At 67.9% G+C, this 16,425-nt stretch carries 9 protein-coding genes; 3 read left to right on the top strand and 6 right to left on the bottom strand.

Translation table 11 applies throughout. From position 1 onward, the window contains the following. Positions 1–12: 12 nt before the first annotated feature. The 3 genes from JEK78_RS10800 to JEK78_RS10790 form a co-directional block, all read right to left on the bottom strand. Positions 13–1,728 carry a protein kinase family protein gene (locus tag JEK78_RS10800; protein ID WP_200263866.1) on the bottom strand — a complete coding sequence of 572 codons (1,716 nt, stop codon included), beginning with the start codon at positions 1,726–1,728 and terminating at the stop codon, positions 13–15. A 135-nt stretch (positions 1,729–1,863) separates the two neighbouring features. After that, positions 1,864–4,167 (bottom strand): murein biosynthesis integral membrane protein MurJ, encoded by a 2,304-nt coding sequence (murJ, locus tag JEK78_RS10795; protein WP_200263865.1) that lies wholly within the window; start codon positions 4,165–4,167, stop codon positions 1,864–1,866. A 43-nt stretch (positions 4,168–4,210) separates the two neighbouring features. Next, positions 4,211–6,607 (bottom strand): DUF6049 family protein, encoded by a 2,397-nt coding sequence (locus tag JEK78_RS10790; RefSeq protein ID WP_200263864.1) that lies wholly within the window; start codon positions 6,605–6,607, stop codon positions 4,211–4,213. A gap of 214 nt (positions 6,608–6,821) precedes the next feature. Here JEK78_RS10790 and JEK78_RS10785 point away from each other — a divergent pair, with 214 nt between their 5' ends. Further along, complete coding sequence (locus JEK78_RS10785; protein WP_200263863.1) at positions 6,822–8,291, top strand: CCA tRNA nucleotidyltransferase; 1,470 nt, start codon at positions 6,822–6,824, stop codon at positions 8,289–8,291. Between the two features lie 154 nt (positions 8,292–8,445). On the opposite strand, the gene JEK78_RS10780 is transcribed toward JEK78_RS10785, so the two are convergent. From JEK78_RS10780 to JEK78_RS10770, 3 genes are all read right to left on the bottom strand, one after another. Beyond that, the gene (locus JEK78_RS10780; RefSeq protein WP_200263862.1) at positions 8,446–9,708 is read right to left on the bottom strand and encodes an MFS transporter; all 1,263 of its coding nucleotides are present in this window, start codon (positions 9,706–9,708) and stop codon (positions 8,446–8,448) included. Positions 9,709–9,786: 78 nt separating this feature from the next. Then, a complete protein-coding gene (locus tag JEK78_RS10775; RefSeq protein ID WP_200263861.1) occupies positions 9,787–10,869 on the bottom strand; it encodes an inositol-3-phosphate synthase in 1,083 nt (360 codons plus the stop codon). Between the two features lie 44 nt (positions 10,870–10,913). Beyond that, positions 10,914–11,591 carry a PadR family transcriptional regulator gene (locus tag JEK78_RS10770; protein WP_200263860.1) on the bottom strand — a complete coding sequence of 226 codons (678 nt, stop codon included), beginning with the start codon at positions 11,589–11,591 and terminating at the stop codon, positions 10,914–10,916. A gap of 396 nt (positions 11,592–11,987) precedes the next feature. Here JEK78_RS10770 and JEK78_RS10765 point away from each other — a divergent pair, with 396 nt between their 5' ends. Further along, positions 11,988–14,720, top strand: coding sequence for a transglycosylase domain-containing protein (locus JEK78_RS10765; protein ID WP_200263859.1), 2,733 nt, complete (start codon positions 11,988–11,990; stop codon positions 14,718–14,720). Between the two features lie 122 nt (positions 14,721–14,842). Next, positions 14,843–16,411, top strand: coding sequence for a glycosyltransferase 87 family protein (locus JEK78_RS10760; RefSeq protein ID WP_200263858.1), 1,569 nt, complete (start codon positions 14,843–14,845; stop codon positions 16,409–16,411). Positions 16,412–16,425: the final 14 nt, after the last annotated feature.

Raw genomic sequence — 16,425 nt, 5'->3', positions numbered from 1 at the left:
CCCAGGGGACCGCTACGACCCGTAGACCTTGATCTCCGAGATCCCACCTCGATAGGTGCTCGAGGAAGTGTCGGTGGGAAGGCTGGTGATCCGAACGAGGAGGTAGCGCGTCTTCACCGCCTCCTCCAACTCCTGCGACAGGGAGTCACCGGCCCGCTCCAGCTTTGTCAGACGCTGTGGGTAGCTCTCCAGCGAGGAGGTTCCCGTGCCCCCTTCGTCCGCGGCCAGCACCTCGACCGTCTGGCCCTCGCGGTAGAAGTCGACGTCCACCTTCGTGACGGCGCGGACGTCGCCGAGGTCCACGATGATCCCGCTGCCCTCTTTGCGTGAGGACAGGTTTCCGAAGTTCGCGTAGCCGCGGTACTGGGGAGTGATCCAGGCGGTCGACGGCTTGCCGTCCACGGCGAGAGGAACCTGGTCCTCCTGGATTCCGGTACCACTGGGCGCGAACTCACTCGCGGAAGTGATCTCCAGTTCCTTGTCCGGCGGAGCCTCGTCCGAGCCGCCCTTGTCGTTGTCGTCGTCCGTCGGTTGGGTCTGGTTGGGCGTGTCGGCCGAACCTCCACGCTCCATGAGCGCCTCGGCCAGCTGCCAGCTGCCCAGCCCGAGTGCGGCGATCAACAGGGCCGACACCGACCACTTCAGCGCCTTGCCGGTGCGACTCTGCAGTGGCGGAGGTGCCGAAACGGGACTGGGGACCCCGGCTGCGGGCCCGCCGGGACGGCCGTAGCTGCCCTGCTGATAGGTGGTGCGCTGATAGCCCGAGGGGGTGAATTTCGGCTCCGGTGGACGCAGGCGCGGCATTTCACCGATCGCCTTGACCAGCTCCTCCGGAGTGGTGCAGGGCGCTTCGTGCCGGGAAGCGGTGGCGCCATGGTTGGCGAGCGCCCTCATCGCGAGCTCGGAGAGGCCGCGGTGAACGCCGGCTCGAACCTGGTCTGGCGGGATCAGACCCAGGTCCTTGGGCAACCCGGACAAACCGTAGGCGTCGCTCTCGTAGGGCCAGCGCTGGGTCAGCGAGGCATACAGCAGGGCCCCGATCGCCTCGGTGTCGGAGGCTTGGGGTGTGTCGGAGTCGATGCCGCGCAGTGCCGCGTTCACGGCCAGGCCGCGGATGCGCCACTGTCCGCCCGGAGCACGTAGGACGGTGTTCGGGCTGAGCCGCAGATGCGCGAGTCCTTCGCGGTGGGCGGCTGCCATCGCGGCCGCGACCTGGCCGACCATCTGGTCGGCGTCGTAGGCGTCCAGCGGGCCCGATGCCAGCAGCGTCGTCAGTTCGGTGGCGTCGGGCAGCCATTCGTGCACCACGTACACGAGGTCGTTCTCCTCGACCGCGTCGAGGACCATGACGAAGCGAGGATCACCCAGCAGCGCCGAAGACCTCGCCGCCGCCAGGACCGCGCGAGCTCGCGGGTGGGTGCGGGGCAGGACATGGACCCCGACGGCGCGGCGCAGCATCTCGTCGACGGCACGCCAACTGCTGAAGCCGTCCAGACGGGTGACGCATTCCTCAAGGCGGTACCGCCTGGCGAGCTTGTGTCCGCTGTGCACCTCGATGGACGAGGGTTCGCCCGTCGGGTCTTCGCCGCTCTGTGCCTCGTCGCTGTCCGTGTCCCGCTCCTGGTTCTCGGCCACGCTGTCCGTCGTGGACTCGTCCGCCCGCGCGGACAACGACTCGGCGTCGCCGTTGTCCGCCACGTCGACGGCAGCCGCCCTCCGATCCGCCACCGTCGTTTCCGCCTCCCCATCCGTAGCGTGCCGAACACTCCCGCACGCCGTCCGACGCCGAGACCAATTGTGCCCACAGTCCGCCACTCCGCACGACTCACGGAGGCGAACGATGGGGGTGCGCCTACCCGGAGCTCAGCGCCCGAGGCGTCCTCTGACCATGCCGACCAGTGAGTTGAGTTCCTGGATACGCATCCGGCGCGCGGCCAGGAAGAACACGCCGAGCAGGACAGGTCCGCCGATCAGCAGTGCCGCCAGCGACCCCGCCACGCCTTGACCGAGGGTCTGTACCACCCCGTAGCCCGCCGCTCCGCTCAAGAGAGCCGCGGGCACGGAGGCGATGGCGAGGCGGGCGTAGGTGCGCAGCACGCGGGAACCGTCGAGGTCGCCGCCCAGGCGCTTGCTCAGCCTGCGCCAGGCGATGCCCACGCCCACCGCGTATGCCAGTCCGTACGACGCGGCCATGCCCACGACCGCCCAGCGTGACGGGATCACGAAGAAGCACAGCACCGACATCCCGGCGTTGATCGCCGCCACGACGACCGTGTTGTAGAAGGGGGTCCGGGTGTCCTCGTACGCGTAGAAGGCCCGCAGCACGACGTACTGAACGGAGTACGGCACGAGGCCGAGCCCGAAGGCCATCAACATGTAGCCCATGTTGGTGGCCGCGTCGGTCCCCGAGGAGCCGTAGAGCAGGGTGCACATCGGGATACCGAGGGCCACGAAGCCGAACGCGACGGGCACGATGGCGACGGCCGTGGTACGCAGCCCTTGAGAGATGTCGTCGCGGACCGCTCCGGAATCGTCCTCGGCCGCCGACCGTGAGATGCGGGGCAGCAGGGCCGCCATCAGGGACACGGTGATGATGGCCTGAGGGAGCCCCCAGATCAGTTGGGCGTTGGCGTAGGTGCTGTAGCCGGTGCCGTCGATACCGGTGTCCAGAATGGACGCGGTGGCCAACTGGGAGACGACGAGGGCGCCGGCCTGGTTGGCGAGGACGAAGAGGATCGTCCACTTGGCGAGCACCGCGGCCTTGCCCAGGCCATGGCCTCGCCAGTCGAAGCGTAGGCGCAGCCGAAACCCGGTCTCGCGAAGATAGGGAATCATCGCCAGAGCCTGAACGACGAGCCCGAGAAGAATGCCGATACCGAGCAGCCGCATCCCCTCGGGGGGAATGGTGTCGACGTCCATCTTGGAGGAGGAAGCGGGACCGTAGACCCAGATGAACATGCCGAGCGTCACGATGATCACGACATTGTTCAGGACCGGAGTCCACATCATCGCGCCGAACCGGCCACGTGCGTTGAGGATCTGACCCATCACCACATGAACGCCCATGAAGAAGATCGTGGGGAGGAAGTAGCGAGTGAAGGTGACGGCGACCTCGCTGGCCTCCGGGTCGTTCGCGATGGGATTCGACAGCATCCGCACCAGAAGCGGGGCCCCCAGCATCGCCACCGCGGTGAGCAGGCCCAACGTCACCATGACGAGTGTCAGAAGCCGGTTCGCGTAGGCCTCTCCCCCGTCCTCGTCGTCCTTCATGGCGCGGACCAGCTGTGGGACGAAGACCGAGTTGAGGCCACCGCCGACGGTGAGGATATAGATCATCGTCGGTAGTTGGTACGCGATCTGGAAGGACTCGCCCAGCACGGCGAGACCGAGAGCGGCGACGATCATCGCGGAGCGGATGAATCCGGTAAGCCGTGACATCATCGTGCCGGCCGCCATCACGGCACTCGATCTCAGCACACCGGAGACCTTGCCGCTTCTCGGTGCCGCGGCCCCGTCCCCCGGGGGATCCGGCTCCGACTCGGGAGGTTCGGCGGAGCCGGCGGGCGTCCATCCCTCTTCTCGCGGGGACCGGTCGCCGCGGTGGCTCGGATGGGGCGCGCTGGTCGACGAGTCCTGCGGGGCGGTGTAGGGCCCCAGGGTCGATGTGGACGCCGGCGGCCGTTCGTACGGACTGACGCCCCCCGCCCTCTGCTGGTCTCGGAAGAGGTGGGCGAACGCGCCTGGTTCGTGGTGTTCTTCGCGGGCCTGGCCCACGAGATCATCCACCCCGACGTACTCGGTGGTCCGCGGATCGTCGCCGTACGGCAGGTAATGTGCTGGGGCTTCGGGCTCGGGTGCGGGGGTCCGCGCCCAGACTCTGGGGTCCGGAGCGTATGTCGACCGGGCCGGTGCGTCGTAGAGGGGCTGTCGTGGCCGCTGGGTGTCAGGCGGTGGCGGCGGGTGGGCCGCGCGGTCGTACATGGCCTCGTCCACCGGGTCTTGCGCGGCGAGATCCTGCCCCCGGTACGGGTCCTGGTCGTAGGTGTCGCGCAAGTAGTCCGCGCGTTGCTCCGGCGGCGGCGAGTGTCCAGGTCCGCGGGGTGGGCCGTCGGGCTCCCCCGAGTTGCTCACGGCCCGGCCGCGATCACCGTCGTACGGCGCGTTCATGCAACCCCACCTCATCGTCCCGGGCCGACGGGCCACGACATCCTCAACGCTCCACTCTCTCACCCGTGCCGGAAGGGCCCGTGCTTTCGGGTGTGGTGTCCGGTGGCCGGTCACTCGGGTGCTCGGGGTCGTCCGGTCGGGATTCTCCCGTCAGTCCGGCGGGAGAATCCACTGCCGCCTCCCGGTTCCCGGGGACCGAGGGATCCTGGGCAGTCCCTGGTGTCGTATCCGGGGCAGCCTCCGGTGTGTCCTGGGAGGTCGCACGCTTGCGCTGGGTGTACATCCGGAACCCCGCGAGGACGAGCAGCAGGACGCCGCCACCGATGACGAGCATCACCGTGGCCGTGATCTCGGTGACCTTGACGTCGAAGGTGACCGGAGGGCCGTACTCCTCCCCGTCCGGCGTGTAGAGCTGGGCGATGACCGTGGCTCTGCCGTTGGCGTTGGCGGATGTGTCGAACTTCACCGACTTGCTGTGCCCGCCGGAGACGGAAACGGGCTGTTCCTGGAAGGCCTCGCCACCGATCTCCAGTCGTGTGGGGTTGGTGGAGGTGAGCCTGAGAACCAGGTGGTCCACGCCTTGAACCAGGTTGTTCTGGACCGTCACGGGGATGGTGGCGCTCCGACCGGAGAGCTTGGTCTCCGACTTGTCGATCAGCCTGACCTGCTGCGCCAGACCGTCCAGATAGTCCACCACCTCGTCCCGGAAGGTGGCGGCCTGCCCTTCCCCGCCACGCCAGGATGTGGACATCTCCCGGTTCATGGCCAGGCCGAACGGTGTCACGACCCGATACGGGGCCGAAAGGATGACCTTGAAGTCGTCCAGCTTGGCCTGAGTCGCGGCGATCTGCGCGAATGCCGCCTCGGGGAGCTCCCCCTCCCGTAGTTCGGCCGGGTAGGAGGAGGCGGCCGGAATCCTCGTCGAGGCCGCGGGGTCCGGCTTGGCCGCGGCGGCTTCCGTCAGTCCCTGGGGGCGGGACCAGGTTCCGCCCTGCAGAACGTTCAGTGCCTCCGCCATCGCGTGGGCCTGACTGCCGGACGGCATGCGCTGCGGCGCCACCACGACACTGCGTTGCTGATTGGTCTGGAGGGTGACCGCAAGGCTCTGCGCGAGGAAGCGTTGCACGGCGAGGGTGGCTGCCGAGGCTCTGCTGAGGTCGCCCTCGAAGGCGGTGGACTGCCGCGCGTCCGCCACCACGGCAGTCGTCCCGCCACCTACGGGGCGGGCGGCGGAGGGGGTGTAGGGGAGATCGCTGTCCTCCCTGAGACTGTCGCTCCGGGCGATGACCTTGTCCGCACCGGCGGAGGTGGCGACCCGAACGATCGACGAGTCCAGGGCACCTTCCATGGGCCAGGCGAAATCTGTGGTCGGGGTCACATGGAGAATGGGCTCGACGGTATTGGCGGCGACCTCTGTCGCCGCCTCGAACTGACCGAGAGATCCAGTGGCGTCCTTGCCGTTGTGGGCCAGCGAGGCGACATCGGGGTCGGCGTACGGCAGCGCCACGACCTCGTCCCCCGAAACGGCCTTCTGAAGGTCCACCAGCCACCGTTTCGCGACGTCCTGGTGGGTTCCCGGGACGGTCTCGCCGTCCTGGTCGCGTACTTCGTAGCCACCTGCCATGGCGGCCACCGAGGCGAGTAGATCCGGATCGATCACCCACGTGACGTCCAGCCCCGAACCGAGGGCCACCATCTGGTGGAGGCGTCCACCGGGGGAGAGATCCTTGGCGAGATCATCGTCGAGGAAGACCGGTGTCTGATACTCGTCCGAGCCCGTCTCGGCGGCCATGTGGGCGGTGGAGATCAGCGGCCACAGGAACGTCGTTCTGGTCAGGGTGGCGGACTCTTCCGGCTGCCAGGGCAGGAACGTCCGTCGCACTCCCACCACGTGCTCCCAGGAGCGTGCGGTGGTCTGTCCCGACACCGAGACGGCGAGTTGGTAGACGCCGTCCTTGCCCAGTCCCAGCTCGGCGACCGGAACGGAGAGCTGGAACTTCTCCGTGACACCGGGGGAGAGCTCCCGGAACCCCACGGCGTACTCGTCGTCCACCGGATCCCCGGTCGGGTCGCCAAGAGTGTCGTCATTCCGGGCGACCTGGTCGATCCCCGAGGTGGTGTCGAGTCGCCCTCCGAGACGGAGGTCGACTCGTGCGTCCGTGACCGCCGCTTCGCCGGTGTTCGTGACACTGCCGGACAGCGTCACCGTGTCGTCCTCGCGCGGCGCGGCCGGGGTGAGGGAATCGATGGCCACGGACACGGTCCCCGCGTCCGCGTCGGCCGAGAGGCGAGTGGCGGTGTCCGCGTGCGCCGTTTCCGAGAGCGGTCGCGGGACCAGACCGACGAGCACCAGGACGGTGGCGAGCAGGGTCGCCGTACGCCGAACCCGGCGGCGGGCAGGAGATGCCTCGGTCTCCCGGAAGTCTGCCGCGTCGGCCACGTGGTTGCCCGTCTCTCGTCGTCAGTGGTCGTCGGATACCCGTCCCCGCATGGTAACGAGGTGCGGTCGGCGGAAGTGCCGTGGTGCACGTCTCAAGATCGACCACCGAGACCGAGCGACGAGCGACCCTCGCGGAGGGGCCACGCGTAGCGATCCTCGTACCTCGTTCGGAGAAGAGCTTCGGCACTCGGGCGGCCACGTACCCTTCCTTGATGTGCCTAACGCCAACGAAGTCAACCCCCACGCCCTGAGCCAGGCGCAGCACCGCGCGGTGAGCGAGTTGCTGCGTGTAGCGCCCGTAGCCGACGATCTCGCCCGTCTGTTCCAAGCGGAGGGATTCTCGCTCGCCCTCGTCGGTGGGTCGGTACGTGATGCCTTGCTGGGGAGGCTCGGCAACGACCTCGACTTCACGACCGACGCCCGCCCTCAGGACATTCTGCGCATCGTTCGTCCTTGGGCGGACGCTGTCTGGGAGGTGGGCATCGCCTTCGGCACTGTCGGAGCTCAGAAGGTGGCCCGTGCGGAACAGGGAGAACGAACCTTCCGAATCGAGATCACGACCTACCGGGACGAGGCCTACGATCGGTCCTCGCGAAAGCCCGCGGTGTCCTTCGGCGACTCCATAGAGGAAGACCTTGTCCGCCGCGACTTCACGGTGAACGCGATGGCCGTCGCTCTGCCGGCCAAGACGTTCGTCGACCCGCACGGCGGGTTGCGCGATCTCGCCGACCGGGTGCTGCGGACCCCTAGCACCCCGGAGGCTTCCTTCTCGGACGATCCCCTACGGATGATGCGGGCCGCCCGCTTCGCCGCTCAGCTCGACTTCGCCGTGGCTCCCGATGTGGTTCAGGCCATGAAAGACATGTCCGGGCGGATCTCGATCGTCTCCGCCGAGCGGATCCGGGATGAACTGGACAAACTCATCCTTTCCGGTTCCCCGCGCACGGGTCTCTCGCTCCTGGTGGACACCGGCATCGCCGGGCATGTCCTGCCCGAGCTACCAGCACTGCGTCTTGAGAGCGACGAGCACCATCGGCACAAGGACGTCTACGAGCACACGCTGATCGTTCTGGAACAGGCCATGGCGCTGGAGTCGGAAGGGCCGGACCTGACCCTCCGGCTGGCGGCCTTGCTGCACGACATCGGCAAGCCGAGAACGAGGCGTTTCGAGCGCGACGGCCGTGTCTCGTTCCACCACCACGAAGTCGTGGGGGCGAAGATGGCGAAGAAGCGCATGACCGCGTTGAAGTACCCCAACGAGACGGTCAAGGACGTCTCGCGGCTTGTCGAGCTCCACCTGCGCTTCCACGGCTATGGAACGGGTGAGTGGACGGACTCCGCGGTCCGTCGCTACGTCCGGGACGCGGGGCCTTTGCTCGGGCGACTCCACCAGTTGACACGGTCCGACTGCACCACCCGCAACCGACGCAAGGCCGCCGCGCTCTCCCGCGCCTACGACGGGCTGGAGGCGCGCATCGCGAGGCTTCAGGAGCAGGAGGAGCTGGATGCCCTGCGGCCGGATCTCGACGGCAACGAGATCATGGAAATCCTGGGAGTCCCGCCGGGGCCCGTCGTGGGGTCCGCCTACAAGCACCTGATGGAACTGCGTCTGGAGAAGGGGCCGATGAAGCACGACGAAGCTGTGACGGCGCTCAGGGACTGGTGGGAGTCGCGGCAGGGGTGACCACGGAGGGGAAACCGTGCGGTGCCCGGCCGTTGGTCGTGGTCAGGGCCCCTGGGCCCGGGCGGGGTGCGGTTTCACGTGAAACGGTGCCCTGGTTCGGCGGGCCGACAGCCGGGCCGTCCCGCCGCTCCGGGCGTCGGTGTCCAGTGGGCTGTCAACGGCGAGCGCAGCGCGTCATGATCGCCGCGACGGTGACATAGACCGCCGAGACGGTGAGTACGAGAGATGGCGAGCGGCCATCCGGGGGAAGCATCAGGGCGGCGATGCCGGCGGCTCCGACGAAGGCGACGTTGAACAGGACGTCGTAGACGGAGAAGACACGGCCCCTGAAGGCGTCGTCTACCTGGTGCTGCACGATCGTGTCCGTGGAGATCTTCGAACCCTGTGTCGTCAGCCCCAAGAGCAGGGCCGCGGCCAGCATGGGGGCCGTCGAGAACGGCAGGCCCAGCGCCGGCTCCAGCACGGCCGCGGCTCCTGCGCACACCGCCATCCAGCGACGGGGCCCCAACCGGCCCGCCGCCCATGGAGTGAGCACGGCCGCCGCGAAGAACCCCACCCCCGAGGCGCCGATGGCCAACCCCAGCAGGGCGAGTCCTTCCTCCGGCGTCGCCGCCAGGGCGTAGCGACACAACATCAGCAGCATGACGAGCAGCGCGCCGTAGCAGAAGCGCATCAGCGTCATCCCGGTGAGTGCCCAGGCCGCCTCCCGACATTCCGGGGAGGCAAGGTGTCGCAGTCCCGGCACCAGCCCACGGACGGTGTCGGTGAGGGCGACGGAAAGACGTTGGCGCGAGGGAGCGCGATCGGGACCCAGCGAGGCCACGGGGATGCGCAGCGACGCCAGCGCTCCACACAGGTACAGCGCGCCGGCGAGCAGTACGACCGCGGCGTCCGAATCCACCACGGCCAGGCGTACTACGAAGGCCAGACCGCCTCCCGCGGTGGCGACGAGAGTCCCAGCCGTCGGGGACAACGAATTGGCGATGACCAGGCGCTCCGTGTCCACCACCCGGGGCAGCGCCGCGGACAGCCCTGCCAGAACGAAGCGGTTGACGGCGGTGACGCAGAGGGCGGAGGCGAAGAAGAGCCAATCGGGGACGGAGAGTGCCATCAGGCAGGCCGTCACGGTGGCCATCAGGGCGCGGAGCAGATTGCCGTACAGGAACACCTGCCGACGGCGCCAGCGGTCCAACAGCACTCCGACGAACGGTCCTACGAGGGAGTACGGGAGCAGTAGGACCGCCATGGCCGAGGCGATGGCGGCGGGAGAGGTCTGTTCCTCGGGGGCGAAGACCACGAAGGTCGCGAGCCCCACCTGGTAGACGCCGTCAGCCCCTTGGGAGAACAGTCGCACGGAAAGGAGGCGACGGAAGCCCTGAAGGCTCAGCAAGGTGCGCAGATCACGGGCGACGGCCATGGGGCACAGCCTCACACACGGACGACGCCCCCCGGGCGTAACGCCCTGGGGGGCCACCGTCCTCGGCGAACGAGCCGATCAGCGTTCGACGTCGCCGGCGATGAACCGTTCGACGTTCTCCCGGGCCTCGTCGTCGAAGTACTGCACGGGGGGCGACTTCATGAAGTAGCTCGACGCCGAGAGGATCGGCCCCCCGACACCCCGGTCCTTGGCGATCTTCGCGGCGCGCAGGGCGTCGATGATCACACCGGCGGAGTTCGGGGAGTCCCAGACCTCCAGCTTGTACTCGAGGTTCAGCGGTACGTCGCCGAAGGCGCGGCCTTCCAGCCGGACGTACGCCCACTTGCGGTCGTCCAGCCACGCGACGTAGTCGGACGGTCCGATGTGCACGTTCTTCTCGCCCAGGTCCCGATCGGGGATCTGAGAGGTGACGGCCTGCGTCTTGGAGATCTTCTTGGACTCCAGGCGATCACGCTCGAGCATGTTCTTGAAGTCCATGTTGCCGCCGACGTTCAGCTGCATGGTGCGGTCCAGGACCACGCCCCGGTCCTCGAAGAGCTTGGCCATGACGCGGTGCGTGATGGTGGCGCCCACCTGGGACTTGATGTCGTCGCCGACGATCGGGACACCGGCCTCGGTGAACTTGTCCGCCCACTCCTTGGTCCCGGCGATGAAGACCGGAAGAGCGTTCACGAAGGCGACCTTGGCGTCGATGGCGCACTGCGCGTAGTACTTCGCGGCGTCCTCGGAGCCCACGGGCAGATAGCAGACGAGGACGTCCACCCGCTCGTCCTTCAGAACCTGTACGACGTCGACGGGTTCCTCGGCGGATTCCTCGATCGTCTCGCGGTAGTAGCGGCCGAGACCGTCCAGAGTGTGACCACGCTGGACCGGCACGCCGGAGCGGGGCACATCGCAGATCTTGATCGTGTTGTTCTCGGAGGCGCCGATGGCGTCCGCGAGGTCCAGGCCGACCTTCTTGGCGTCCACGTCGAAGGCCGCGACGAAGTCGACGTCGCCGACGTGGTAGTCGCCGAACTGGACATGCATCAGACCCGGGACCTTCGACGCCGGGTCGGCGTCCTTGTAGTACTCGACGCCCTGCACCAACGATGCGGCGCAGTTGCCCACGCCGACGATGGCTACGCGAACCGAACCCATTCCGGTTGCTCCCTGTGTGTACGAGTGAGGCCCTGGCTGGGCGCTCACGTGGCGGTGTCGTCGGGCCTGTCCGACCGGGATTCGCCCCCGGTCCGGGGCAGGTCGCCCGTCGCTCCATCTGTCGTGTCCGGGTGCGAGGTCCCCGTCGTGGTCGGACCCCGCAGGTCCCGCCCGGCCCTCTCGCTCTCGATGAGCTCGTTCAGCCAGCGCACCTCGCGCTCGACCGACTCCATGCCGTGGCGCTGTAGTTCCAGTGTGTAGTCGTCGAGGCGCTCCCGGGTGCGGGCCAACGAGGCCCGCATGCGCTCCAGGCGCTCCTCCAGCCGACTGCGGCGCCCTTCCAGCACCCGCATGCGCACGTCGCGCGACGTCTGGCCGAAGAACGCGAAACGGGCGGCGAAGGTCTCGTCCTCGTACGCGTCGGGTCCCGTCTGCGCGAGTAGCTGCTCGAAGTGTTCCTTGCCGTCGGCGGTGAGTCTGTAGACGATCTTGGCGCGGCGTCCGGTGAGGGGGGTGCCGGTCTCGGCGGTGTTTCCCGGCTCCTCGATCAACCAGCCGTTGGCCACCAGCGTCTTGAGGCAGGGGTACAGCGTCCCGTAGCTGAACGCCCGAAACACACCCAGTGACGTGTTCAGTCGTTTGCGCAGCTCGTAGCCGTGCATCGGGGACTCGCGAAGCAGGCCGAGTACGGCGAACTCAAGGATTCCGGAACGCCGGCTCATCGTCGCCCCCTCTCTGTCGCGCCCCATGTCGCGGCTGCCGTGACTGGCTCGTCCCGGTCATTATGCCGTCTTGATGTATCGAGTCGATACATCAAGACGATAGGGCGACCCGGGGTTCAGGACAAGCGTGGCGTTGGTGAACGGGATCACATCGCCGATTCGTCGGAGGCAAGTTGCCTGATTTGAGGTGAACTTCGGTGTCGGGGTGTTTTTCGTGGTGCGTAGTCTGTCCGCCATGCAGACCACAGGGAACCGAGTGACGCGTGTGGACGTCCCTGGCCCTGGCGTGGTACGGGCTGAATGCGGCGGAGACCGCATCCGTACTTCGGGGGGACCGGAGACCAGCCGCCGTATCCAGGTGCGCGACAACGCGCCTGCCCGAGGAGAAGTCGTTCGATGAGCGAGCACCGTCGCAAACCGGCGCAGCCGCAGGGAGGCGGGCGTGCCACCGGCCGACGCGGACAGCCCGGCCCCGCCTCCGGGCGCCGCGCGGCACCAGGAGGCGTCGCCGGATCGCAATCCGGCTTCCACGGCGCGGAAGCGCACGACGGCCAGGCAGAGCGGCCGTACGGGGGGCGCGCGGAGGCCCGCCGGGCGGCGCAGCGGGGTGGAACCCGGCGAGGGGCGGCGGAGGGGGCCGGCCGGAGCGCGGGCCCCGGCAAACCGCCTCTGATCGACTACCCGCGCCGCGGCAAGGACGGGCTGCGTCGTTGGCTCCCGTCCTGGCGACTGGCCTCCGGACTGTGCTTGTCCTTTCTGGGCGTGTTGGTGGCGGCCGCCGGCTTCGCCTATGCCTACGTGGACGTGCCCAAGCTGGCCGCCGCCGCCAAGGCGGAGAACAACGTGTACTACTGGGCCGACGGCAGCCAGATGGTGGCGACGGGAGGTGAGCGCAACCGTCAGGTCGTGTACCTCGCGCAGATCCCCAAGGACATGCAGAACGCGGTCATCGCGCAGGAGAACAAGAGCTTCTACACCGACAGCGGCATCGACCCGATGGGTATCGCCCGCGCGGTGTACAACATGGCGAGGGGCGGCCAGACGCAGGGTGGCTCCACCATCACCCAGCAGTACGTGAAGAACGCCATGCTGGACGACTCCTCCCAGACCATCTCCCGCAAGGTGACGGAGATGTTCGTGTCGGTCAAGTTGGGGGCCACCACGGACAAGAACGAGATCCTGGAGGGGTATCTCAACACCGCCTACTACGGCCGGGGCGCCTACGGGATCCAAGCGGCGGCCCAGGCCTACTTCAACGTCGACGCCGTCGACCTCGACACCGGGCAGTGCGCGTTCCTGGCGGCCACGCTCAAGGGCGCCACCTACTACGACCCCGCCGGGGCCACGGCGATCGATCCGGAGGCCACGCCCGAGGAGAACGCGAGGCGGGCCCTGCTTCAGATGCAGGACACCCTGGACAAGATGGTCGAGTACGGCGATCTCGACGAAGGGGAGCGGGACAAGTACCGAAGCCTGCCCGAGACGCAGAACCCCCGCTCCAACACGGCGCTGAACGGCCAGATCGGCTACCTGGTCGACTTGGCCGACGCCGCGGTCGTGAAGGAGGGCATCGCCACCTCGGACCAGTTGGACCGCGGGGGCTACTCGATCCACACGACGTTCGAGCAGGACAAGGTGGACGAGCTCGAGAAGGCCGTGCAGAAGGTCTACGAGGAGAAGATCGACCCCGAGGAGCGGCCGGAGACCGACACGCACGTCCAGTTCGGGGGCGCGTCCGTCGACCCCGAGACCGGTGCCATCAAGGCGATCTACGGCGGCACCGACGCCACTGAGCACTTCACCAACAACGCCGACGTCACCGGGGCTCAGGTCGGCTCGACGTTCAAGCCGTTCGTACTGGCGGCGGCCATGACCTGGGGTGTCCGTGATCCCGATCTCGGCGAGGTGCAGGCCCAGGACGAGCGCAAGATCGTCTCTCCGAAGAGCCTGTACACGGGTCAGAACAAGTTCCAGATCAAGAACTACGACGGATCCGTCTGGCACAACGAGGAGGGCTCTCCGTGGGAGCAGGTCAACGACGGTGACGTGTCCTACGGTGAGCCGCCGGACTACAAGATCGACTTGCGGGAGGCGATGAGGGAGTCGGTCAACTCGTCGTTCGTGCAGTTGGGGATGGACGTCGGGCTGGACAAGGTGAAGGAGGTCGCCGTCGACGCGGGCATCCTCGAGAGCAGCCTCGCGGGGGCCGCCTTCCCCTCCTTCTCCATCGGAACGTCGGATCCCAGCGCCATCAGGATGGCGGCCTCGTACGCGACCTTCGCGGAGAGCGGCAAGCAACGGGAGCCCTACTCGGTCGAGCGAGTCGCCAACAAGGACGGCACGATCTACGAGCATCAGGTCGAGACCAAGCAGGCGTTCACGAAGCAGGTCGCCGACAACGTCACGGACGTCCTGACAACGGTGGTCGAGGCGGGAACGGGAACGAACGCCCAGTTGGCCGGCAGGGAGGTGGCGGGCAAGACGGGTACCACTGACGGGAACAGGTCCGCGTGGTTCGTCGGGTACACCCCCCAACTCTCCACCGCGGTCAGCATGTTCCGGCTCGACGACGACGAGAGCAACAAGGACCGTGAGTTCGAGGAGATGTTCGGAACGGGCGGTGAGACGAAGATTCACGGTGCTTCGTTCCCGGCCGTGATCTGGCAGGACTACATGGAGGACGCGCTCAAGGGGGAGCCGAAGACAGGCTTCCCGGAGCCCGAGCCCATCGGCGAGATCATCAACGAGGAGCCGGCTCCGAGTCCGACACCCGAGGAGACCGAGTCCGAGGAGCCCACCCCCTCCGCGAGCCCGGAACCGAGTGAATCGGAGGTCACCCCGACCCCGTCGCCCGTCGAGAGCTGCGAGTTCCTCGACTTCGACTGCCGGGACGAGGACGACGACGACGGCAACGCCAATGGTGGAGAAGGAAACGGAGGGGGAATCGGCGGGGGCGGCCTCATCGGTGGGAACACCGGTGGCGGAGACACCGGCGGCACCGACACCGGCGGTGGGGACTCCGGTGGCGGAGACGATGGATCGCTCCCGTCACCGCCCCCCAGCGAACCCGAGGACGAGCCCACCCGGGGCAACGAGAACGGTGGACTCTTCGCCGGTCGAACCGGCTAGCCGCCGCAACCACGTGTGGTGTGTTTCACGTGAAACACACCACACCGAGCCTCCCGATGCCGGGTCCGCCCCGTCCGTGGTGACGTGGCGGCCCCGGCATCGTCTCGTCGGCGTACGGCAGGATGTGCTCCATGCCCCGTGCAGAATCGACACAAGCCAGCGCAGGCCCGCCGGAGCCGGAGCCGGAGCGGCCGACCTGGCGGGACGAGGTCGCCGCGTCCGGAAGTGAGCTGATCGGTGGACCTCTGGGACGACACGCCCAGGTGGGGGCGTCGTGGTGGAGCCCGGTGCGGGTGATCGTCCTGGTGGCGATCGGTGTGTTCGGCCTCGGCATGGCACAGAAGGCACCGTGCTACGACGGCGGCTGGTTCCGAGGGGCCGGCTCCCAGTACACACACGCCTGCTACTCGGACATCCCTCACCTGTACCAGGGGAGAGGGTTCGCCGACGGTCTGGTGCCCTACGTGGACCGGCTCCCGGGCGACATGGCGTTCCTTGAGTATCCGGTGCTGACGGGCGCCTTCATGGAGTTCGCGTCCTGGCTCACCCCCGGGGACGGGACCATTCAGTACCGGGAACAGTGGTACTGGATGGTCAACGCGGCGTTGCTGATGGTGTGCGCGCTCGTCATCGTCGTCTGCGTGACCCGCGTACACGCTCGACGCCCCTGGGACGGGCTTCTGGTCGCTCTGGCGCCTGCCGCCGCGCTCACCGCGACCATCAACTGGGACCTGCTGGCCGGGGCCCTGACCGCGGCCGCGCTTCTCATGTGGTCCCGGAGCCGGCCTCTGGCATTCGGCGTGCTCCTTGGGCTTGCCACGGCCGCGAAGCTGTACCCTCTGCTGATTCTCGGACCACTACTGGTGCTGTGCTGGAGAGCGGGCCGAATGCGGGCGTTCGGGATGGCCATGGGTGGTGCGGTCGCGGCCTGGCTCGCGGTCAACCTCCCGGTGATGATCTTCGCCTTCGAGGGTTGGTCCACCTTCTATGTCTTCAGCCGGGAACGAGGCGTCGACTACGGATCCTTCTGGTTGATCTTGGCTCAGAACTCCGCCGCCCCGCCGGCCACCGAGACGGTCAACACGCTGGCGACGTTCCTCATGCTCCTGTGCTGCGGCGGCATCGCGGCTCTCACCCTGATGGGCCCGCGGCGACCGCGGTTCGCTCAAGTCGCCTTCCTGATCGTCGCCGCGTTCGTCCTCACCAACAAGGTCTACTCACCCCAGTACGTGCTGTGGCTGGTGCCACTGGCCGTACTGGCCCGTCCGAAGTGGCGCGACTTTCTGATCTGGCAGGCCTGCGAGGTGGCGTACTTCCTGGGCATCTGGATGTATCTCGCCTACACCACGAGTGGAGAAGCCCACCAGGGCCTTCCGCCCGAGGGCTATCACTGGGCCATCGCGGCGCACCTGCTGGGAACCCTCTTCCTGGCCCTGATGGTCGTTCGCGACATCCTGCTTCCCGAGCGGGACCCTGTGCGGACCGCGGGTGTGGACGATCCGTCGGGTGGGGTTCTGGACGGTGCGCCGGACGTGTTCACCTTGAGACGAGCCGAGGAGAGGGGGACACGGGTCGCCGCATCCGGTCCTCCGGTCGAATGGACCGTCGAGCCGGCCGAGGGTGACCGTTCGTCCCGCGCCACCGCGCCGTTGCCGGAGGAACCGCCGGGTGGCTCCTCCGGCCGGGCGTGACCACGTCCGACCCG

This window comes from Streptomyces sp. HSG2, assembly GCF_016598575.1.
Lineage (GTDB): Bacteria > Actinomycetota > Actinomycetes > Streptomycetales > Streptomycetaceae > Streptomyces.
Note: the sequence above shows the minus strand (reverse complement) of the source record. Positions and strands in the feature narration are given on the sequence as shown.

Coding starts and splice junctions, on each gene's coding strand:
- JEK78_RS10775 (WP_200263861.1), bottom strand. CDS start 10,869: ATGGGTTCGGTTCGCGTAGCCATCGTCGGCGTGGGCAACTGCGCCGCA.
- JEK78_RS10765 (WP_200263859.1), top strand. CDS start 11,988: ATGAGCGAGCACCGTCGCAAACCGGCGCAGCCGCAGGGAGGCGGGCGT.
- murJ (WP_200263865.1), bottom strand. CDS start 4,167: ATGAACGCGCCGTACGACGGTGATCGCGGCCGGGCCGTGAGCAACTCG.
- JEK78_RS10770 (WP_200263860.1), bottom strand. CDS start 11,591: ATGAGCCGGCGTTCCGGAATCCTTGAGTTCGCCGTACTCGGCCTGCTT.
- JEK78_RS10760 (WP_200263858.1), top strand. CDS start 14,843: ATGTGCTCCATGCCCCGTGCAGAATCGACACAAGCCAGCGCAGGCCCG.
- JEK78_RS10780 (WP_200263862.1), bottom strand. CDS start 9,708: ATGGCCGTCGCCCGTGATCTGCGCACCTTGCTGAGCCTTCAGGGCTTC.